Annotated in this window: 16 protein-coding genes and 1 pseudogene; 9 read left to right on the forward strand and 8 right to left on the reverse strand. The window is 64.7% G+C overall.

What is annotated here, in order from left to right; translation table 11 throughout:
• The first annotated feature begins 242 nt into the window (after window positions 1-242).
• On the forward strand, window positions 243-917 hold the full coding sequence (locus tag CVN68_RS09660) for a hypothetical protein (RefSeq protein WP_233503663.1): 675 nt from the start codon (window positions 243-245) through the stop codon (window positions 915-917).
• Between the two features lie 215 nt (window positions 918-1,132).
• Here CVN68_RS09660 and CVN68_RS09665 read toward each other — a convergent pair whose 3' ends face one another.
• Window positions 1,133-2,719: a tannase/feruloyl esterase family alpha/beta hydrolase gene (locus tag CVN68_RS09665; RefSeq protein WP_100282019.1), complete on the reverse strand. Its 1,587-nt coding sequence runs from the start codon at window positions 2,717-2,719 to the stop codon at window positions 1,133-1,135.
• A 124-nt stretch (window positions 2,720-2,843) separates the two neighbouring features.
• Here CVN68_RS09665 and CVN68_RS23900 point away from each other — a divergent pair.
• Window positions 2,844-3,071, forward strand: a pseudogene (locus CVN68_RS23900) (helix-hairpin-helix domain-containing protein); the annotation flags it as partial.
• A gap of 91 nt (window positions 3,072-3,162) precedes the next feature.
• Here the strand turns inward: CVN68_RS23900 and CVN68_RS09675 are convergent.
• The 3 genes from CVN68_RS09675 to CVN68_RS09685 form a co-directional block, all read right to left on the reverse strand.
• Entirely contained in the window at window positions 3,163-5,850 is a 2,688-nt protein-coding gene (locus CVN68_RS09675) for a TonB-dependent receptor (RefSeq protein ID WP_158298815.1), read from the reverse strand.
• Window positions 5,851-5,980: 130 nt separating this feature from the next.
• Window positions 5,981-7,072 carry an ABC transporter ATP-binding protein gene (locus CVN68_RS09680; protein WP_100282022.1) on the reverse strand — a complete coding sequence of 364 codons (1,092 nt, stop codon included), beginning with the start codon at window positions 7,070-7,072 and terminating at the stop codon, window positions 5,981-5,983.
• The gene (locus CVN68_RS09685) at window positions 7,069-7,938 is read right to left on the reverse strand and encodes a substrate-binding domain-containing protein (RefSeq protein ID WP_233503664.1); all 870 of its coding nucleotides are present in this window, start codon (window positions 7,936-7,938) and stop codon (window positions 7,069-7,071) included. The genes CVN68_RS09680 and CVN68_RS09685 overlap by 4 nt, the downstream gene beginning before the upstream one ends.
• 382 nt (window positions 7,939-8,320) lie before the next feature.
• Here CVN68_RS09685 and CVN68_RS09690 point away from each other — a divergent pair, with 382 nt between their 5' ends.
• The 4 genes from CVN68_RS09690 to CVN68_RS09705 are packed head-to-tail and all read left to right on the forward strand — an operon-like array spanning window position 8,321 to window position 12,601.
• A complete protein-coding gene (locus CVN68_RS09690; protein ID WP_158298817.1) occupies window positions 8,321-9,592 on the forward strand; it encodes a glycoside hydrolase family protein in 1,272 nt (423 codons plus the stop codon).
• Window positions 9,589-10,875 (forward strand): ABC transporter substrate-binding protein, encoded by a 1,287-nt coding sequence (locus CVN68_RS09695; protein ID WP_100282025.1) that lies wholly within the window; start codon window positions 9,589-9,591, stop codon window positions 10,873-10,875. The genes CVN68_RS09690 and CVN68_RS09695 overlap by 4 nt, the downstream gene beginning before the upstream one ends.
• Window positions 10,872-11,753: a carbohydrate ABC transporter permease gene (locus CVN68_RS09700; protein WP_100282026.1), complete on the forward strand. Its 882-nt coding sequence runs from the start codon at window positions 10,872-10,874 to the stop codon at window positions 11,751-11,753. Before CVN68_RS09695 ends, CVN68_RS09700 begins: the two co-directional genes overlap by 4 nt.
• A complete protein-coding gene (locus tag CVN68_RS09705) occupies window positions 11,750-12,601 on the forward strand; it encodes a carbohydrate ABC transporter permease (protein ID WP_199560252.1) in 852 nt (283 codons plus the stop codon). The genes CVN68_RS09700 and CVN68_RS09705 overlap by 4 nt, the downstream gene beginning before the upstream one ends.
• A gap of 533 nt (window positions 12,602-13,134) precedes the next feature.
• Here CVN68_RS09705 and CVN68_RS09710 read toward each other — a convergent pair.
• The 4 genes from CVN68_RS09710 to CVN68_RS09725 all read right to left on the reverse strand — a co-directional run bounded on the left by CVN68_RS09710 (window position 13,135) and on the right by CVN68_RS09725 (window position 15,926).
• Entirely contained in the window at window positions 13,135-13,545 is a 411-nt protein-coding gene (locus CVN68_RS09710) for an acyl-CoA thioesterase (RefSeq protein WP_100284325.1), read from the reverse strand.
• A 145-nt stretch (window positions 13,546-13,690) separates the two neighbouring features.
• A complete protein-coding gene (locus CVN68_RS09715; RefSeq protein ID WP_100282027.1) occupies window positions 13,691-13,864 on the reverse strand; it encodes a YegP family protein in 174 nt (57 codons plus the stop codon).
• A 38-nt stretch (window positions 13,865-13,902) separates the two neighbouring features.
• Window positions 13,903-14,985, reverse strand: coding sequence for an NAD(P)/FAD-dependent oxidoreductase (locus tag CVN68_RS09720; protein ID WP_100282028.1), 1,083 nt, complete (start codon window positions 14,983-14,985; stop codon window positions 13,903-13,905).
• The gene (locus CVN68_RS09725) at window positions 14,982-15,926 is read right to left on the reverse strand and encodes an alpha/beta fold hydrolase (protein ID WP_100282029.1); all 945 of its coding nucleotides are present in this window, start codon (window positions 15,924-15,926) and stop codon (window positions 14,982-14,984) included. The genes CVN68_RS09720 and CVN68_RS09725 overlap by 4 nt, the downstream gene beginning before the upstream one ends.
• A gap of 49 nt (window positions 15,927-15,975) precedes the next feature.
• Here CVN68_RS09725 and CVN68_RS24290 point away from each other — a divergent pair, with 49 nt between their 5' ends.
• Genes CVN68_RS24290 through CVN68_RS09740 form a run of 3 tightly spaced genes read left to right on the forward strand, consistent with a single transcriptional unit; the run spans window position 15,976 to window position 19,425 of the window.
• Window positions 15,976-16,650: a prepilin peptidase gene (locus CVN68_RS24290; protein WP_100282030.1), complete on the forward strand. Its 675-nt coding sequence runs from the start codon at window positions 15,976-15,978 to the stop codon at window positions 16,648-16,650.
• A 53-nt stretch (window positions 16,651-16,703) separates the two neighbouring features.
• Window positions 16,704-17,729, forward strand: a complete 1,026-nt coding sequence (gene cpaB / locus CVN68_RS09735; RefSeq protein ID WP_100282031.1) for a Flp pilus assembly protein CpaB — start codon at window positions 16,704-16,706, stop codon at window positions 17,727-17,729.
• Window position 17,730: 1 nt separating this feature from the next.
• On the forward strand, window positions 17,731-19,425 hold the full coding sequence (locus tag CVN68_RS09740) for a type II and III secretion system protein family protein (protein ID WP_100282032.1): 1,695 nt from the start codon (window positions 17,731-17,733) through the stop codon (window positions 19,423-19,425).
• The last annotated feature ends 14 nt before the right edge of the window (window positions 19,426-19,439 follow it).

The following is a 19,439-nucleotide window of genomic DNA, read 5'->3' on the forward strand; positions in this document are numbered from 1 at the left end:
GTACTCGCGAAATTGACCGAGCGAGGCTGGCATCCGCTTCCCACCGGGTGTTCGTTATGATGGAAAGCGGGCGTTGAGAAATGCCAGGGGAGTATCCAGGAACCTGCAGGGCGACAGGCTAACGCTGCTTCGGCCCAAAGGCACGATGCCAGTTCAGGCGAACAGAGAAACAGGTGGGTGCGCGCGACCGATCGCCTCGCGTGACGCTTGACCGCTCCCCCCGCAGATGGTGGAACGCCGCTGTGAGCGAAGATATTCCTGGCGAGCAAGCGGCCGAACAGGCGAACTCCGGCATACGTGCCGAGCAGCGCGCGTTAGAAGCAGCTGCGATCCGGCGCCGCTGGATCACGCTGGGTGAAGTCCTGGGGGTGATCGCTGTCACGATCTCGGCTCTGACTCTTTGGAACGGCTGGAGCGAGCGAAGCGAGAGCAAGGCAGCAAAGAGCGCGGAAGCCAAGCAGACATCGGCCAAGGCAGCGACGCTGCTGCTCCTCGCCGGAGACAGCGGAAGGCGGGAGCTCGCACTCAGACCCGCTTCCACCGGGCAGTCCATACAGAGCCAGAAGATCCTACTTCCGGGCGCACTGAAAGTGGCGCCGGTGGAAACCACCGGAGAGCCTCGCATCGAAGCAAAATGGTTCGAGAGCGCCCTCATCAAGGCGCGCGAGGCGGCGCACATGCCGGACGACAGCCGCGGCGACGAGCGGCTACCCGTGGTGATCATCACGCGGTTTCTCACCGACGGCGTACCGCATGAGGATGTTGCACTTTACGATCTTGGCTACACCGTGACCGGTCGCCTGCTCAGCGGACACAATGTAGCACTGCGCGGCCTCTCCTTCGTCTCGCGGGCGACTCCGGAGAACGCCCGGTCCAAGCTCGATCAGCGCTGGAAGACCCTCATTCCTTCATTGTAGCGCGTAGCGGTGGCGCTGACGTAAAGGTGCTGATAACCTGGACATAGCCCTCGGCATGTCGTTCTATTTTCGACACCAGAGATCGGCGGTCAGCCGGCACGGCCTGCCCCATGTCAGGCGCCGCTCGCGTCATAATGCGGACACGCAGTTGGGACAATCGACGGCGCTTCCCCGGCCCACGGCGCATATTCGGCGCCTGGGTCAAACGGCCATCATCAGCTCTTTGGCGCGCGGCACTCGAAGCTGTCGGGTCTGGTCGGGTCACCGCCTACATGATGCGGATAGCTCGGGTGCGGGCACATCGGCCGTTCTTCCTTCGCGGGTCCGCGGCGCGAGGCCAGCACTGCGCCAGGCGCCCTGCCCTTCTCGACCCAGTCGACCACCGGCCCGAGCAGATCGAAATTGTCGAATGCATTGCCGCCCCCGCAATGCCCCATGCCGGGCACCATGTAGAAACGGCTTGCGGCGTCCCATGCCGGGCCGTTCGTCACCCGGGCGCGCTGCCAATAGTTCCATGTCGCAAGTGCGGAAAACCAGGCGTCGCTGACGCCGTGATAGAACAGGATCTTCCCGCCGCGCCCGAGGAACGTGTTCAGGTTGGTCCAGACATGTGTGTCGGTCAGACGCTGGGCCGCGTTGGCTCGGATTGCCTGGAGACGCGCATCGAGATCGATCGTCAGTTCGCGCGGCGCCGGACCGAACACGCCTGGTGCACCAGTTGGAAGATAACCTCCCGCATCGACGATACCCGTATCATAAGGAACCGGTGTGTAGACCGGGTAGCCCGCCGCGTCCTTTGGCCCGGCAAAGGCGCGATCCAGCGCCGAGACCTGTGCCTTGCTCAGACACCCCTCAGCCTTGCCTGTCTTGCACCGCAATCGGGCGGGCTGGAAACGGCATTGGGCCTGGTTCATGATCATTCCGTCGGCGAGCCCGTCCAGCGCATCGCACTGATCGAGCATGCCCTTGAGGATCAGCTTGCGATCCGAAGATGGAAAGATTTGCGGGACGATCGCCAGCCCGTCCTTATCGCGCGGCGCGGCCTGATTGAACTGCACCGCGGACCAGGCGATCGCCAGATTGGAGTCGCCGGTACGCATCGCCGGCGCGCCGACGACGATCCCGTCGAACAATTCGGGGTAGCGCTGCGATGCCAGCATCCCTTCGCGCCCGCCAGTCGAGCAGCCGGCCATGTAGCTGTGCCCGATCGGCTTCCCATAGTATCCGGTAGTGATCGCTTTGCCGACAATGGTCACGGTGCGCACCGATGCCTCGGCGAAGTCCAGCGCTGCGCGCTGATCGGCCATGAAGCTCGCGTCGAATACCGCGCCCTTGTGCCCGCTATCGTGGCTGATGACGGCGAAGCCGCGCGCAAGCGCCGGCACATCGCCGGCGGCGACATTGCCCAGCGGTGGCGCGACGCTGCCGTTGAGCCCCCCGCCCCCCTGTAACAGGAAACGCCCACTCCATTGGTCCGGCAGCGCAATTGCGAAACCAATGCCATAGGCTTTGCCCTCGGCACCCATGCGAGCGTTGATCATGCCCTCGATGCGACAATGCGCGGGAATGCCCGACGCGAACGACCGACCCGATCCGCTGGAAACGGTTCCGGGCGCTGCCGCGTCAACATGTACGGCCGAGATGATCTGAACATCGTCGCCAAATTCCCGCGCCACCAACGCTGAGCAGCGGGCGACGACACGCGCCTCGATGCCAGACGCGTCGTAGACTCCATGGCCGCTATCGGGTGCTGCCGCCGACGTCAGCAACAGCGCGCCGAGACTCAAGCGAGCGATCTGCATGTTTTATCCTCCCCTCGCGCGAAACGATACGCACCATGTCCTGCAACCGTCCCTGCATCAGCATCGAGGAAAATCGGGCCATATCGCGACGATAGTGCGACGGCTTACCAAGACAAGCGCGGTCTATGCGCCAGCGCAAATCGTACGCGACGCGAGGGCGTACGACGTCAAGATTCGGCCGATCGATGTGAATACCGGTCGCTGGGATTGCACGCTCGAGGGCGCGAACGGCGAGTATAAGGCGGTCCGGCTCGGCCTGCGGATGGTGCGCGATCTGCCCAACGCGGATGGGGCCGCGATCGTAGCCGCGCGGAGCGATACGCCCTATGCGTCGCTGGAGGAGATCCAGCGTGGGTGACTTTGGCGGCTAGTCCGACGCGATATCCACTCCTGGCGGCGGCTATGCGCGCTCGTGTTAAGTTACGCCTGCGCTGCCGTAGTCGTCAGAAGTTCACCCGGACGCCGAGCGCGTAGCGGGGGCCATAAGTCTCGTAGGAGATCGTCCGCTCCTCGAAGACCGAATAAAGGAAGGTCTTCTCATTGAAGAGGTTGAGCCCCTGCGCAAACAGGGTGAGCCGGTCGTTCAACGCGAAGTTGATGCTGGCATCCCAGATCCCGTAGGCCGCGACGTTGACAGGCTGACCGCGATTGCCTTGGGCGGTCTGCTCGTACGCCTCGCGGTGGTTGTAGGCGAGCCGCATCTGCAGCGGCCCCTTTTCGTAGAAGCCGACGACGTTGTACGTGTTGCCCTCGTCCCCCACAAAGCTGACATTCCCCTGCAAGCCCAGGCCGTCGAACGGCGCCGGCAGTCCGGTGAAGGTGTACTGGCCCGACAGTTCCAGGCCGCGGATCCGGTCATCGCCCACATTTTCCGGGCGGGTCCGTCGGAAATCGAGGCCGAGAACCTGAATGGTGGTGGTGACCGACTCGCTCAGATTCTTCAGATCCTTCTGGAACACGGCCACGCTCAGATAGCTCGAACGGTCGATGTACCAGGTCAGCGCCGCATCGTAATTCCACCCCACCATCGGCTGAAGGTCAGGATTGCCGTCGGTGATCGCGCGCTCGCGCGGCCGCGGGTTGATGTTTCGGATGAGCAGAAGATCGCTCAGTGTCGCGCGCGTGAGCGTCTTCGCCACCGCGGCTTGGAATACCAGGTTCCTTACTACGTCGATCTTGAAATTGGCGCTCGGCAGCCACTCGCTATACGACCCCTTTTCGGTCAGCGGCTGCGGCGCGGACAGGTTGACGATCGGGTCCAATCCCGGCGGCGTGGTGATGCTGAGGATTTCCTGCCCGAACCCGCGCGAGGTGACGTCGGTGCGCGTGTAGCGCAGGCCGATATTTCCCGACCAGTTGCGTGCGCCCAAGCTGCCCCCAAGCGACGCCTGGAGGAAGCCGCCGATCGTGCGCTCCTGCGCCGAGCCGCTGTTGCTGGGTATCAGCGCAACATCCAGGCTGCCGCCGTTCGCTGCCAATGCGGCGCGCGTGGCAGTGGGATTCGCCGTCGCGGCGATCGCGGCATCGGTGAGCAGATAGGCCGCGATCTCTCGCGCGCTGTAGGCAGGGAAGCCGCTCGGGAACATGTCGATGCCGAGGAAATCGCTCGCGTCCGCCGGCTCGCCGAACACGCTTTGCGGCACCGGGATGCCGCCAAACACGCTCTGCAGCCCATCCGGCGTCTTGTAGGAGAAGCGCTGCTTCTTGCGATCAGAATAGTTGAAGCCGGCCGTGATCCGACGCAGCGGCCCGGCCTCGGCCTCATATTTGAGCTGCGAGTTGATCTGGTAGATCTCGTCCGAAATGCTGACGCCTTCGAACGTGATGTAACCCAGCCGTGCGTTCGAGGTGTCGAGGAAATTGCCCAACCCTGAATAGACGGGGAGACCGTCCTGTAGCTGCATCTGCACCGCCGCAGCCGAATAGCCGGGCGCAGCCAGGTTGCTTTCGAACCATGCCTGGTTCCCGCCGGTGTCGTCGGTCGCCTTGGACCAGGACACGTCGAGGAATGCCGACAGCGGGCCATCGGGCTTCCATTCCAGATTGCCGCCAACCTGGTAGGTTTCGGCGAGGCGGGGACGAATCTGATTGGTGATCATGGGCCCGGAGGCAATGCCGGTATAGCTCGTAAGAGTGTTGTTCGCGTCGACCGTCCCGGCGCGGACGTCGCCGGGTCCGCCATAGACGAAGAACACCTTGTTATCGTCGTTGACGTCGAGCTTCGAATAGAGCCCGTCGACCGTGAATGTCAGCGCATCCGATAGCTTGGCTTGACCGCTGAGCAGCCCGGAAATGCGTTTGCGGCTGGTCGAGTTGGCGCCATATTCGACATAGGTCGGAAGCGAGACGCCGGTATATTCGGGCGTGCCATCGCGGTTGAAGTCGAGGCTCTGATTGGCTTCCCAACCATCGGTGAAGATGCGGCGGCCCTCGATCTTGCGATCGATGTAGGAGAAGGCGGCGAGAATGCCGAGACCGCCATCGGCGAAGGTGGTGCTGAACAGGCCCGACGCCTGAGGCGAGACCTTTCCGCGCAGCTTGTCATAATTGCCTTGGGCTGAAAGGACGAGCTTGGTTCCCAGATCGAACGGTCGTGCGGTGTACATGTCCACGGTGGAGGCGATGCCGCCCTCGACCTGCGCGGCGGTTGGAGTCTTGGAGACATCGACGCGATTGATCAGTTCGGCCGGCAGGATGTCGAAGCTGAACTCGCGGCCCTGATTCTCGGTTGCGAGAATACGGCCATTGTAGAGCGCGGTGCTGAACGCGGGGCCGAGGCCGCGCACGGTGATGAACTGTCCCTCGCCATTGTCGCGCGAGATGGTGACGCCTGGGATGCGCTGGATCGCCTCGGCGATGTTCTGGTCGGGCAATTTGCCGATATCGTCGGCGACGATTGAATCGACGATATTGTCGGCCGACCGCTTGATGTCTGTCGCGCGCCGCAGGCTCTCGCGCAGCCCCGTGACCACGATGTCATCCTCGCTTTGGCTCGCTGCGTCGCCGGTCTGCGCGGCAGGACCGTTGCTCTGGCTGTCTTCCAGCGCCTGTGCGCCGGCAGGTGCCGCAGCGATCAGGATCGTTGCCATGGCGGTCATGCCGATCAGGCGGAATCGTTCCGGGGCTTTCATGGGGCGCATCCTCCTCTGCTCCGCTGTGGCGCTGCCCATCTGTGCGAGCATTCGAGCCACGGGATACTTCACGTTTAACGATCAACCTAAATCAAGCAAGTTGCGAAAACAGGTCGCCGTGACCTCGCGCTCAGGTGTCCAGGGTCGTGATCGCGTTGCCGTCCGCGTCGAACAGCAGGAGCCGCGCGGGATCAATATAGATCGTCAGCCGTCCGGGCGTGCGGACATCTTGATGACCTTCGAGCCTCGCGCGGAACTCGGCGCCGTGATCCAGATGCCCGTACACGAAGGTCGAGTGACCGAGTGCCTCGATCGCCTCGACTTCGAGCTCAAGCGCGAAGCCATCCGCAACCGGATCGCTGCGGACATGTTCAGGCCGCAGCCCGACCGTCGTGCGGTCGCCCATGCGCAGCCCGCTGCATCGCTTCGCGAACCGCGTGCCGCCCGCCAGCTCGAACAGCCCCGCCCTCCCCTGCTGCTCGATCAAAGTCGCCTCGAGCAGGTTGATGCGCGGGCTGCCGATGAAGGCGGCGGTGAAGAGGTTCGCCGGGCGGTCGTAGATTTCGAGCGGCGTGCCGACTTGCGATATGCGCCCCTGGTCGAGCACAACCAGCCGATCGGCAAGGGTCATCGCCTCGACCTGGTCATGCGTGACGTAGATCATCGTGCTGCCCAGCCGCTTGTGGAGCCGCGAGAGCTCGTGCCGCATCCGTACCCGCAGATCGGCGTCAAGGTTCGACAGCGGCTCGTCGAACAGGAAGAGCGTGGGATTGCGGACGATGGCGCGGCCGATCGCCACACGCTGCCGCTGTCCGCCCGAAAGCTGGTGCGGGAGCCGATCGAGCAGTTCGTCGAGCTCGAGGATCGTCGCCGCGCGATTGACCTGCGCCGCGATCGCGGCGCGCGGCGTCCTCATGTTGCGCAGGCCGAAGCTCAAATTCTCGCGCACGGTCATGTGCGGATAGAGCGCGTAGGACTGGAAAACCATCGCCACGCCGCGCGCCGCGGCCGGCGCATAGGTGACGTCGCGCTCGCCGATCCGGATGGTGCCGGCCGACACGTCCTCCAGCCCTGCGATCATGCGCAACACCGTCGACTTGCCGCAGCCCGACGAGCCGACCAGGACGACGAACTCGCCCGCCGCGACTTCCAGATCGATCCCGCGGATCGTCTCGACGCCGTCGTAGCTCTTGCCAACGCCTGCCAGGACCAATGCTGTCATTGGTCGCGCGACTCCCAGGCCCGGGCACTGCTTTCGCCAATCACTAGCTCGGCGCGGATCCAGGCTTTCAGCACGCCCGCACCGCCTTCGCGCATCAGCAGCTCGGCAGCCTTGCGGCCCTTCTCGAAGGCGTTTTGCCGCACTGTCGTGAGGCGGATTGCCTGGGGCTGGTGCCCAGGCGGGTCGAGTCCGTCAAAACCGGTCACCGAGATATGTTGCGGGACGGCGAGGCCAGCCGCCAGGCAATGGGCGATGGCGCCGCGCGCCAGCCTGTCCGAGAAGCAGATCAGCGCGGTCAGGTCTGGGCGACGGTGCAGCAACCGTTCCGCCGCCTGCTTTCCGCCGTCCTCGTTGTTCTGCATTTCACAGACCAATATTCCCTCCAGCGGAACCTGCCCGGCGTCGAATGCCTCCCGGCAGCCCGCGATGCGCTCGTGCACGACATAATTCTCTTCGGAGAAATTGCGGTCGAGCGACACGATCTCGCCATCGCCTTCCGAACGGGGAAAGGTGACGATTGCTACCCGACGATGACCGAGTGCCAGCAGATGCGCGGTCACCGCGCGCATCATCTCGCGATCGTTGGTCTGCACGCTGGCGAATTCGGGTGCATCAAAGTCGACCACCACCGTCGGCAGCCCGCGCATTAGCGCTGCGCGTATCGTCGGGTGGCTCTTGTACGGCGCGTTGAGGATATAGCCGTCGACCATCGCGGTCAGGGTGTCGCGTTGCTCGGGACGACTGTTCTTGAGCGGGATCAGGACGATGTTCGCGCCCTTTTCCTCGCACACCGAAGAGATGCCGCGCAGGAACGTGATGTCATGTGCGTCGGTAAAGGCGTAACTCAGTGGATCGTTGAACAGCACGCCGATCGCTCCGCAGCGGCCGGTGCGTAGCGACCGCGCGGTCGGATGGGGACCATCATAATTGACCGAGTGCGCATGCTCGATGATGCGCTCGCGGAGTTCCCTGGAAACCTTGGCAGGATTGTTGTAAGCATTGGACACCGAAGTCGGGGTCACGCCAAGCGCGGAGGCGATCGACTTGAGGGTGGCCCGCTTCGCCCGCACCTTTCTCTCCAATATCCTTGCTCTGGCCGAGCCTAGCCCGCCCGATTGACACGCACAACCGCGACTGTTTATCGTTTAACAGCCACTCGTTATTCGGGGGTTTGAGAGGGGCTATCTGCACCTGATGTTCGGCACGTCCGAAGCCCCGCAAAGCAATGCTAACGCAGTGAGAACCGGCGTGTTTGCCGGAACTCGCCTCGCCTTTTCCGCGGCGCTCCTGCTGCTCGGCGCCGCTCCCGCGCTTCAGACTACAGCCCAGGCAGCCCTCTCGACCGAGCGCCGCGAAACCAGGATCACGCTTGACCATTTCGACCATCTCTTCGCCGAGACCAAAGTCGGGGGCAAGCGGGTGGGCGTGCTCAACATCTACAGCGCCGCGCCGGACTATCGCTTCGCGATCGAGCCCAACGAAGGTTATGCCTGCGTCGACGACGTGGCGCGCGGAATGCTGCTGCTGGCCGCGGCGCCGAGCGTCAAACCGCTTCGTCTGCACCAGCTCGATCTCATGGCCCGCTTCGTGCTGCAGATGCAGGCCGATAACGGCTACTTTTACAACTTCATCTGGGCGGACGGGCGGATCAACCGCGAATACCGGACTTCGCGCGCGGAGCTCAACTGGTGGTCTCTGCGGGCTCTCTGGGGCCTCGAAGCGGCGCTCCAGCGCCTGCCCGCCGGCGGGCCGACGGCCGATCGCGCGCGGCGCGCCACCGATCGCCTTGTCGCCAATCTGAAGCGCGACTTGGCCGTTGACCGCCGCGCGCTGGTTGACGCCGAAGGCATCGCCGTCCCGAACTGGCTGCCCTTCGGTTCGGGCGCGGATGCCGCCTCAACCGCCTTGCTCGGACTGATCCCGCATTATCGGCGCACGCGTGACGCGGGCACCCGCGCGCTAATCGAGCGGCTCGGCGAGGGACTGATGGCGATGCAGGTCGGCGACGCCGCAACCTTCCCCTATGGCGCGCATCTGAGCTGGCGCAACCAGTGGCATGGCTGGGGCAATGCGCAGGCCTATGCGCTGCTGCGCGCCGGCGAACTGCTCGGCCGGCGCGACTTTCGCGCGAGCGCGTTGCGCGAAATCGATTACTTCTATCCATACCTGTTAGAGCACGGGATGCTGGCCAGCTTCTCGTTGCGCACAGTGAAGGATCGCACCGAAGCCGTTGAAATACAGCGTTTTCCCCAGATCGCTTATGGCATCAGCCCGATGGTTATCGCCGCGATGGAGGCCTATCGACAGACAGGCCGGACGCGCTACCGCGACACCGCGCGTCGTCTGGGGTCGTGGCTGTCGGGTCGCAACGAGGCGGGCCGCGCGATGTACGATCCGGCGACCGGGCGCGTGCTCGATGGGATCAACGCGCCCCTTTCCGCCAATCTCGATTCAGGCGCCGAGTCGACGGTCGAGGGGCTGCTCGCTCTGCGCGCGCTCCAGGGAACGCGGCTACCATGACGGCCCGGCGCGACCTGCTGCGGCTGGCGCTTGGCGGCGGCGCGGCGTTATTCGCCGGTTGTTCGCCGCAACACGCCGAGAAGCGGACCGACAGGATTCGTCTTTGGGTGGCCCCCAACGACGCGGAAGAAGGGTTCTGGAAGCTTGCCGTGGCGCGTTGGAACGCGTCGGGAATGGGGCTCCCCGTCCATTTTACGACGATCCCCACCGCGGGCAGCTCGGAAGATACGGTGCTCTCCGCGCTGGTCGCGGGCACCGAGCCCGACCTGTCGACCAACATCTTTTCGGGCTTCGCGGTCCAGCTCGCGGCGCTCAGCCAGGTCGAGGATCTGGCGGCGATGCCGGGTTATGCCGAATTGATTGCCAAGCGCCACATGCAGGCGATCACGGCAGGCTGGACCCAGGACGGTAAGGTCTGCGCGCTGCCGATCTATTCGAGCCCGACCTTGCTGTGGTGGCGCGCGGACCTGCTGGAGGCACACGGTCTCGGCGCACCGCCGCGCACCTATGACGAGGTCTATCGCTTTTGCCAAAGCTATGCCCGATCGCGATCGCGCTACGGCATGCAGGTGGTCGCGGGCAGATCCTGGGCGGATCGCTGGTTCGACTTCATTTCCTTCTACTACGCCGCTTCGGGCGGAAGACCTTATCTGGAGGGCGCGCGGGCGCTGTACGACAATCAGCCGGGGCTCGAGGCGGCGACGTTCATGGATGCCATGTTCCGCCGCGGCTGGACGGCGCTGGACTTCGACGCCGAGGAACCGCTGGTTTCGGGTCTCGCGGCCGGTGCAGTGCGCGGTCCTTGGGATGTCGAGCGTTTCGCCAAGCTCTATCCGCAGACGCTGTCGCGCATTGAAGTCGGGCCGATGGTCGCACGGGCTGCGTCAGGCGGCCCGGGCTCGACCTTCTCCGACAGCAAGGGCGTGGTGATCTTCAAGACTAGCCTGGTGGCGCGCGAGGCGTTCGCGTTTCTCGCCTGGGTGCTGGGCGAGGAGGATCTCAACCTGCTCTGGCTGCGGCGTACCGGCTTGTCGCCGGCGCGCGGCGACTTGCTCGATAATCCGCGCTTCGCCGATTACTACCGCACCAGCCCGATCGCCCGTGCCTATGCCGAACATGTGGCGAGCGCGCGGCCGCCAGCCTTGTCGGAGCACACCATCGACATCCAGAAGATCATGACCGCGAAGCTCGTCGAACCGCTGATGACCGGGCAGCAGCGCCCGGCTGCGGCACTGGCGCAGGCGGTTGCGCAGACGAACAAGATGCTCGCGGTGCGGATGTGAGCGGGCGGCCGCGCTTCCGGCGCGAGGCGGCGGTGGGGCTGGCCCTCGCGGGCGTCTATCTGCTGTTCGCCGCGATCTTCTGGGCCTATCCGTTCTTCTGGCTCGCCAAGCTGTCCGTCACCCAGTGGCGCTTCTTCGACGAGCCGGTGTTCACCGGCGCGCACAATCTCGTGACCAGCGTGCAGGATCCGCAATTCCTCCAGGCGCTGTGGAACGTACTGCGATTTCTGGCGATGTATGTGCCGATCGCGCTCGGCGGCGCGCTGCTCGTCGCTTTCGGGCTCCAGCATGTCGGCCGCGGCAGGGCGTTCATCGCTTTGTGCTTCCTGCTTTCGAACGTCTCGTCGGGCGTCGCGCTCTCGCTGGTCTTCACCAAGATCTTCAGCTCGACCGGCCCGCTCAACAGCCTGATCTTCGATGGGACCGGAATCCGCATCCCCTGGACCAACCATCCGACACTGGCAATGCTGGCGATCGCGCTGGTCGTCGCGTGGAAATTCGTCGGCTATTACGGCCTGATCCTTTACTCTGGACTGTTGGCGGTCCCGAAGGAAATCTACGATGCGGCGCGGCTCGATCATGCCTCGCCGCTCACCCGGCTGGTGCGCATCACCCTGCCGATGATCAACCCGCAGCTGATGATGGTGCTGGTCTTCGCGATCCTGGTGTCGTTCGGGCTGTTTACCGAGCCGTTTCTGATCACCGGCGGCGGCCCTGGCGACAGCACGGTCACGCCGCAGATGATGATCTACGAGACGGCGTTCCGCCGGCTCCAGCCCAGCCACGCCGCGATGATGAGCATCCTCGTGTCGCTGATCAGCTATCTGCTGGTGGTGCTCGCCCGGCGGTTGTTCGAGAGAAAGGTGGTGCTCGCATGATCGAACAATTGCGCGCGATCGTCCGCACGCGAAGCATCGGCGGCTGGGCGATGACGCTCGCCATCTATGCGCTGGCGCTGACCTGGCTGTACCCCTTCGCCTGGATGGTTGCAGCGTCGCTCAAGCCCACCGCGCAAATCTACACGACCGGCCTGTTCGAGGGCGACTTCACGCTGGAGAATTTCCGGTTTCTCTTTGCGACTGCGGACAAGCTCGACCGCCCCTTCCTGCAGGCGCTCGCGATCTCTGCCGTCGTCACGCTCAGCGTGACGGCTTCGGTGCTGCTCTCTTCGGCATTCATCGCCTTCGCGCTCGCCCGGCTGCGCTTTCCGGGGCGCGGCCTGTTCGGCAGCTTCCTGTTGCTCCAGATGGTCGTGCCGACGACGATGTTCATCCTGCCGCTGTTCGTGCTGGTCAAACAGCTGGGCCTGCTCAACTCTCTCGGCGCGCTGATCCTGCCCTCGATGATGTCGGGCTGGGGCATCTACATGATGTCGCAATCGTTCAAGTCGATGCCCGAGGACTATTTCGACGCCGCCCGGCTCGATGGAGCAAGCCTGTGGCAGACGGTGATGAAGGTCGTGGTGCCGCTCAACAAGTCGATCATCGCGATCGTCGCTCTGTTCACCTTTACCGGTACCTGGGATAACTTCCTGTGGCCATTGATCGTCATTTCCGACGTGGAACGAATGCCGCTGTCGGTGTTACTTGCGACCTTCAGCAAGCAATATGGTGGCTATGCCGGCCCAGTGATGGCCGGTGCCGTCCTCCAGACCCTGCCTCTGGTGCTGCTCTTCGTGCTGTTTCGCCGCCACTTCCTGCAAGGCATGTCGCTGACGCTGAAGTGATTCGCGGATACCCTGTGCGTTCAGCACCGCTCTACCCGAGTTTTGCGTCCTATAAACCAGTGACTTATTATACCCTTCGCCAACCACGCGTCCAAATTCATAGGGCTGACGGGCCAGCGTTCTGGATCCCGTTTGCGGACCCAGAGGTTTCGGAAAGAGGTTCGAATCAAGCAGCTCGTCAACGCGAGCGAAGGCCGCGAGAGGCCAATGTGTCACTATTCGCTCCTCGACATGATCCTGATCACTATCGAGCTGGCCATCCGACCCCCTTCCCGAGCGTCAACGAGTTGCTGGACGCGGCTCGCTGAATTCAATCGCCCTCATTGAGAACTCACCTGTTCAATCACTGAGCTGGCTTCACTGATAGATTGACCGTGCTTAGCTGCGTGTGAGCAGTCCGCGCAGCACGCTCGCACGCCCCTCAAGGCCCGGACAACTTGTGGCACCGGGCGGGACAAGTTCCATTCGGTGGATGGGTTGCGACTTTCGAGAGCAGCAGGGTGCCCTACGGACAACTTTTCAGGGTGCAATCATTAATCGTCGGACTTCGGAAAGAAGCGCTCGATGACATTCTGCGTAAGACGCGCGGGACGCAGCGTCTCCGCATCGAGGCAGCACCAGCTGGACTTGACCTCGGCGAGCACTTCGGTGCCGCGCTTGATCACGGTCCCGTAAAAGGCGCGCGCGCCCTGGACCTTCTCAAGCAGCACGGTAGCGACGACATCGTCGTCGAGGAAAGCCGGGCGGCGATAAGTGATCTCGTGCTTGAGCGCGACCCAGAGATGGCCCGCAACCGCGTCGGGCGGCGCGAGCCCCCGCCAGTGGCTGATCACCGCCTCCTGCACCCATTTCAGATAGCTGGCATTATTGACATGCCCCATGAAATCGATGTCCTCACGGGCGACATCGATCTGAAATTGATACGGAAGCGCAGTACCTTGCATGATGCGTGCATCTATCACCGCGCGCGATTCGCAGCGAGCGAAATCCGTCGAGAACCACAGAAATCCGGCGTTTCACTCGGAAGCGTGGTTTCCGTAACGGCAAGCGCGCGAGCGCCCCAACGGGAACGATGTTCGCTGGCGAGCGTCAGTCCTCTTCGACGGGCGCTGCCGGACCATTTTTGAGGATCGATTCGATCGCGTTTTTGGCAGACGCCTTGGACGAATAGCCTTCGGTCCAGAAAATCGTCTCGGCATTGTGCTTGAACTTGGCGACATATTCGCCAGCCTTGTTCTGCTCGATCACGAATTTATGCGCCATGGTCGACTCCAGCTATCGTTTCGGAACCCCAACATAGATCAAAACCGCCGCGGGGAATATCGCTCCGCGTCGATCCGCGCGACTTCCGCGTCCGGCGCCCGCCCGAGCAGCAGCGCCGCCGCCAGCTTCGCCGCGGCAGGCGCGGTCTGGATGCCGAAACCGCCCTGCCCGGCGCACCAGAAAAACCCTTCGACCGTGGGGTCGAAACCATAGACCGGCAGCCGATCGGGGGCGAAGCTCCGCAGCCCGGCCCATTTGTGCTCGAGCGCGGCGACTCGCCAGTCGACCACCTGCTCGAACCGATCGATCGCGATCGCCACGTCGAGCTCTTCGGGCGCGGCGTCGCAGGGGTCGCTGGCGATCTCGTCGTGCGGGCTCAGCCATAGCCGCCCGCCCGCCTCGGGCTTGAAGTAGAAGCTGCCACCGATATGCGCGACATGCGGGCAGCGCTGCGGCGGCGCGGGCTCGGTACGCAGCTGGAGCATGGTGCGGCGATAGGGTTGGATATCGAGCGGCCGCGCGCCCGCCATCGCCGCAATCGGATCGGCCCACGCGCCCGCGGCGTTGACGAGGATGTCGGCTTCGAAGCGCCCGGCGCGGGTCTCGAGCAGCCAGCGGCCGTCCTCGCGAGCGGCCGCTTCCAGCCCGGCCGATAGAACGAGCGCGCCACCCGCCCGACGCGTGGCGGCGAGACACGCGGCATGAAGCCCGCCGACATCGATATATTCGCAGCTCGGCTCGTACACACCGAGCGTCCATTCGGGGCGCAGCCCCGGCAGCATCTCGCGCGGGTCGATCGCGCTGAGCGCGACGCCCGAGCCTGCGAACCGGGCGAGAAACGTCTCGATCTGCGCCTGCTCGGCAGTGCGGCCGAGATGCAGCGAGCCGAGCGGCTCGAGGAAGCCGCCCGCCGCCAGCAACGGGCCAGAGGCAGTGGTGAGGGGTTGAATGTCCGGCCCACCATAGGTTTCCGACCAGAATGCCGCCGAGCGCCCGGTCGCGTGATAGCCGGCTCGGTCCTCGCCTTCGAGCAACAGCACGCGCGCATGCGGCGCCACCTCGGCCGCAAGGCTGGCCCCGGCAATCCCTGCCCCGATGATGGCAATGTCGTATCGGCTCACGCCTGCGGTGCTCGTTTCTCGAGAAACGCATCGATCTCGCCAAGCGCACGGTCGCGCACCGCATCGACCTCGCGCAGGATCTCGTGCGCGCTCTCCTTGCCGAAGCGCACCAGATGGACGTCGGAAAGGGTCGGGGCGAGTGCAAGTGCGGCCCGCCCGTCGATCAGCCCGTCATGCTCGGCGACCAGCATCAGCGTCGGCACGCGCATCTGGGCGAGCCGCGGATCGGCGGCAAGCTCGCGCATCGAGCGGAAGCCCTCGATCACCCAGCGCCAGCTCGGCGGGCCGGTAAGGATCGACGGATCGTGCGTCTGCCACCAGATCTCGTCGGCATAGCGATCGGGATCATGGGTGAGCAGCGACGCGCGGGTCTCGGTGGTATAGGGCTTCTCGTTGCCCTTCCAGGCCGGGCGCGCGGGATTGCCGAGGCCGCCGAGCAGCCGCGCCGCGCGTTCGGCGAAGGGGCCGAAGATCCCGGGCTTGAACCCCAGCATCGGCGCGACGAGCACGGCGGCGTCGGGTGCGATCACGCCTTCGACCAGGCCGCGCAGCACCAGATGGCCGCCCATCGAATGGCCCATCGCGACGCGCGGCCCCGGGTTGCCCGGCGCCCACCCCGCCCAGAAATCGCCCAGGTCGCGGACATAATCGGCATAGTGCTCGATATGGCCGCAGTTCTTCGCGGGCGTGAGCCGGCCCGAGCCGCCCTGCCCGCGCCAGTCGAACGATGTGATGTTCCAGCCTGCCGCATGCCAATGCGCGAAGCTCTCCAGATATTTCTCGAAAATGTCGCCTCGCCCGCCCTGGAAGAGGATCGAGCCACGTGCCGCCCCGTCGGCGCGCCAGTCGAATACTCGATGCTCCCAGCCATCGGGCGCAGTCCAGCGGTCGATGCGGGCGCCGGCGGGAATGGAACGGCGGTGTATACGGGAAGTTGCCATGGGGGTTGGTTACGTTTTGATAAGCCATCCCGTCTAGGTCTCAGGCGGGATGGGGGATGTCTTTCTTACCTTGCTGCTGAGCGCGCTCGGCCTGCTTCTCGTCTCGGCCGGGATCGAGGACGCGCGCTCGCGCAACATCGCCAACTGGAAGAATGCCGCGATCGCACTGCTCGCGCCGCTCTGGTGGTGGGCCAACGGGCTGGGACTTTGGCCCGACGTGGCCATCCAGCTCTGCATCGCCAGCCTCGTCCTCACCTTTTTCGTCGGGGCCTATGCGCTGGGACAAATGGGCGGCGGCGACGTCAAGCTGCTCGCCGCATTGGCCTTGTGGCTGCCCGCACAGCCGCTGCTCGGCATGCTGGTGCTGATGTCGCTCGTCGGGGGCGCGCTGACCGTGGTGATGCTGGCGGAGCGCTGGACGCAGCTTCGCGGCGGAATCACTGCGCTTCCGTGGCGGACGATCGCGCCGGTTGCGCTCGCGTTCGCAATATTGCTCGCGCTCGGCTGGGCCGGGTGGCCCGGCTTCGTAGCGCTGGCCGCCAGCCAGCCGGTGTTCGCCGGACTGGGCGTAATGATCGTGCTCGGCGCGATCGGCGTGGGACTGATCGGCGCGATGCGCGCGGCGCGGCGCGGCGGGATCCTTCCCGAGACGCCGTACGGGGTGGCGATCGCCATTTCGACGCTGCTGATTCTTCGCGAACCGATTTTTAACCAGTTTACGTGATGCTTAACGCCGGCGCCTCGACCGGCCATGTTATTGAAAAGGCTTGAAGCGAAATGGATGCACGCAAGCTCATTCTGCTCGTAGGCGCACTCGTTGTCGCTGCGATCACCGCGTTCATGGCGCGCAGCCTCGTGCTCGGCGCGCCGACGCCGACCGCCGGTGCGATTCCGGTCGCTGCGCCGCAGAGCACCACCGAAGTGATGGTCGCGACCCGCGCCTTGCCGGTGGGCACGATCCTCGACGCCACGTCGTTCAAGTACGTGGCGTGGCCGAAGGAGCTCATTGAGGGCGCCTATTACATCAAGGGCGAATCCGAACCCGCCAAGCTGCAGGGCACGGTCGTCCGTTTCGCAATCACCGCCGGGCAGCCGATCACCCAGGGCGCCTTGGTCAAGCCCGGTGATCGCGGCTTCCTCGCCGCCGCACTCGGGCCGGGCATGCGTGCCGTCACGGTTCCCGTTTCCGCGCAGGGCGCCAATGTTTCGGGCTTCGTCTTTCCGGGCGACCGTATCGACCTGATGCTCACCCAGACGGTCTCCGGCGGCGGCGATGGTCCGCCGCTCAAGGCATCGGAGACGATCCTGCGCAACCTGCGCGTGCTCGCCACCGATCAAAGGACGGACAAGCAGACCGACGACAAGGGCAATTCTGTCGTCGTCACTTTCTCGACGGTCACTGTCGAGGCGACTCCCAAGATCGCCGAGAAGCTCGCCGTCGCCCAGACGGTAGGCCAGCTCTCGCTGTCGCTGCGCTCGATCGCCGACAATCAGGGCGAGCTCGAGGAAGCGATCGCCAATGGCGACGTCGATGTGCCCGCCGACGGGGATCCGAAGAAGGAAAAGGAAATGCTGGCGCGTGCCGCCGCACGTCCGATGGAGGGCCGTGGCGGCTTCGCCACCGGCGCCGACGTGTCGCGCTTCCAGCGCAGCACCGTCCCCGGCAAGGCCGATGACGGCGCGGCAAAGGCCGTGATGGCGATGCCCGGCTATCCGGGTGGCGCAGAGAAGAAGAAGGGGCCGGTGGTCAATGTTGTCCGCGGCAGCAGCGCGACCGAAGTCGAGCTGGGGGGAAACAAATAACATGCGCACCAAGACTCTCCTGAACCGGGCGCTCGGCGCCACGGTGATGGCGGGGATGGCGATGAGCCTCCCGGCCGAAGTGATGGCGCAATCGCGTCAGAAGGCGCGCGTGGCGAACCTTCCGGTCGGGACCCAGCGTCCGACCCGCGAGGTCCTGCTGTCGGTCGGCGAGGGCGAACTGATCACCTTGCCTGCCAATGTAGCCAATGTCTGGACATCGAACCCGGGCGTGGCCGACGTGTACGTCGCCAATGCGCGCCAGATTCACTTGTACGGCAAGGAATTCGGCGAAGCGACGATCTTCGCGACCGCCGCCAGCGGCGCCGTCGTCTATTCGACCAGCGTTCGCGTCGCGCAGAACGTCACATCGATCGATCGCATGATGAAAGCGGCGATGCCCGAGGCGGACATCACGGTCACCACGGTCGGTCAGCTGGCGGTGCTCAACGGCACGGTCGCCTCCCCCGCCGATAGCGAACAGGCGCAGCGCTTCGTGCTCTCCGCACTCAATCCCGGTGTCAACGTCTCTGATCCGGGCGCCCAGCTCAAATACATGGTGATGAACCGTCTCAAGACGGCGACGCCGCTGCAGGTCAATCTGCAAGTGCGCTTCGCCGAAGTGAGCCGCAGCTTCATGAAGAATGTCGGCGTCAACGTGACCACACGGGATCAAACCAGCGGCTTCGGCTTCGGCGTCGCCTCAGGCCGGAATCCGGGCTCGTTCACTGCGGCCGATCTCGCCCAGTTCCCCACCGCGACCATCCCGGTTCCCGGCGGCGGCACGATCACCGGCCCCTATGATCCGACGACCGGCCAATTCATCAACCCGCGCAGCACCTCGGTGACCAACTTTGCCAAGGGATCCGACTTTTCAACGCTCGGCCTTGCCGGAAAGCTGTTCGGCATCGACGTGCTCGGGGCAATCGACCTCGGCGAGACCATCGGTCAGGTCACCACGCTCGCCACGCCGAACCTGACTGCTCTATCCGGCGAGACGGCAACCTTCCTCGCCGGCGGCGAAATCCCGATTCCGATCGCGCAGGGCCTCGGCACGACGACGATCGAGTATAAGCAATATGGCGTCAGCCTGGCTTTCACGCCCACGGTGCTCGCCGACGGCCGCATCTCGATGCGCGTCCGGCCCGAGGTGTCGCAGCTATCCTCCGCGGGTGCCGTTCAGTTCAACGGCACCAGCATCCCCGCGCTCACCACCCGTCGCAGCGAGACCACGGTCGAACTCGGCTCGGGGGAGAGCATGGTGATCGGCGGTCTGTTGCAGAACTCGCACAACAACTCGATCAGCAAGACTCCCGGTCTTGGCGACATCCCGATCCTGGGGACGCTGTTTCGGTCGAACGGTTTTCAGCGCAACGAGACCGAGCTGGTGATCGTGATCACGCCGTATCTGGTCAAGCCGGTGAACGCAAACCAGATCGTGCTGCCGACCGACGGCTACCGTTCGCCCAACGATTTCGAACGCATCATCGGCGGACAGCTCAGCGGCAGCAGTGCCAATGGCGATCGACCCAAGCCCATGATGGCCCCACCCGGGGGCGCTGTGCCCGCGGTGGGTGCGTTCGCGCCCGGCCAGACGATGCCCGCACCGATCGATCGAACCAACCGGCCTGCCCAGGCCGCGCCCGCCCCGTCCAGGCCGAAGAAGGGCGCAACCGCCGCCCCCGGCTTCGGCTTCTGATGTCCTGAGGAGAT

It is taken from the genome of Sphingomonas psychrotolerans (assembly GCF_002796605.1).
GTDB lineage: Bacteria > Pseudomonadota > Alphaproteobacteria > Sphingomonadales > Sphingomonadaceae > Sphingomonas > Sphingomonas psychrotolerans.

Excerpts from the sequence above, each read along its gene's own strand:
- CVN68_RS09715 (WP_100282027.1), bottom strand. The coding sequence starts at position 13,864 with ATGGCGCATAAATTCGTGATCGAGCAGAACAAGGCTGGCGAATATGTC.
- CVN68_RS09725 (WP_100282029.1), bottom strand. The coding sequence starts at position 15,926 with ATGGCAACTTCCCGTATACACCGCCGTTCCATTCCCGCCGGCGCCCGC.
- CVN68_RS09665 (WP_100282019.1), bottom strand. The coding sequence starts at position 2,719 with ATGCAGATCGCTCGCTTGAGTCTCGGCGCGCTGTTGCTGACGTCGGCG.
- cpaB (WP_100282031.1), top strand. The coding sequence starts at position 16,704 with ATGGATGCACGCAAGCTCATTCTGCTCGTAGGCGCACTCGTTGTCGCT.
- CVN68_RS24290 (WP_100282030.1), top strand. The coding sequence starts at position 15,976 with ATGGGGGATGTCTTTCTTACCTTGCTGCTGAGCGCGCTCGGCCTGCTT.
- CVN68_RS09710 (WP_100284325.1), bottom strand. The coding sequence starts at position 13,545 with ATGCAAGGTACTGCGCTTCCGTATCAATTTCAGATCGATGTCGCCCGT.
- CVN68_RS09695 (WP_100282025.1), top strand. The coding sequence starts at position 9,589 with ATGACGGCCCGGCGCGACCTGCTGCGGCTGGCGCTTGGCGGCGGCGCG.
- CVN68_RS09675 (WP_158298815.1), bottom strand. The coding sequence starts at position 5,850 with ATGAAAGCCCCGGAACGATTCCGCCTGATCGGCATGACCGCCATGGCA.
- CVN68_RS09680 (WP_100282022.1), bottom strand. The coding sequence starts at position 7,072 with ATGACAGCATTGGTCCTGGCAGGCGTTGGCAAGAGCTACGACGGCGTC.
- CVN68_RS09740 (WP_100282032.1), top strand. The coding sequence starts at position 17,731 with ATGCGCACCAAGACTCTCCTGAACCGGGCGCTCGGCGCCACGGTGATG.
- CVN68_RS09705 (WP_199560252.1), top strand. The coding sequence starts at position 11,750 with ATGATCGAACAATTGCGCGCGATCGTCCGCACGCGAAGCATCGGCGGC.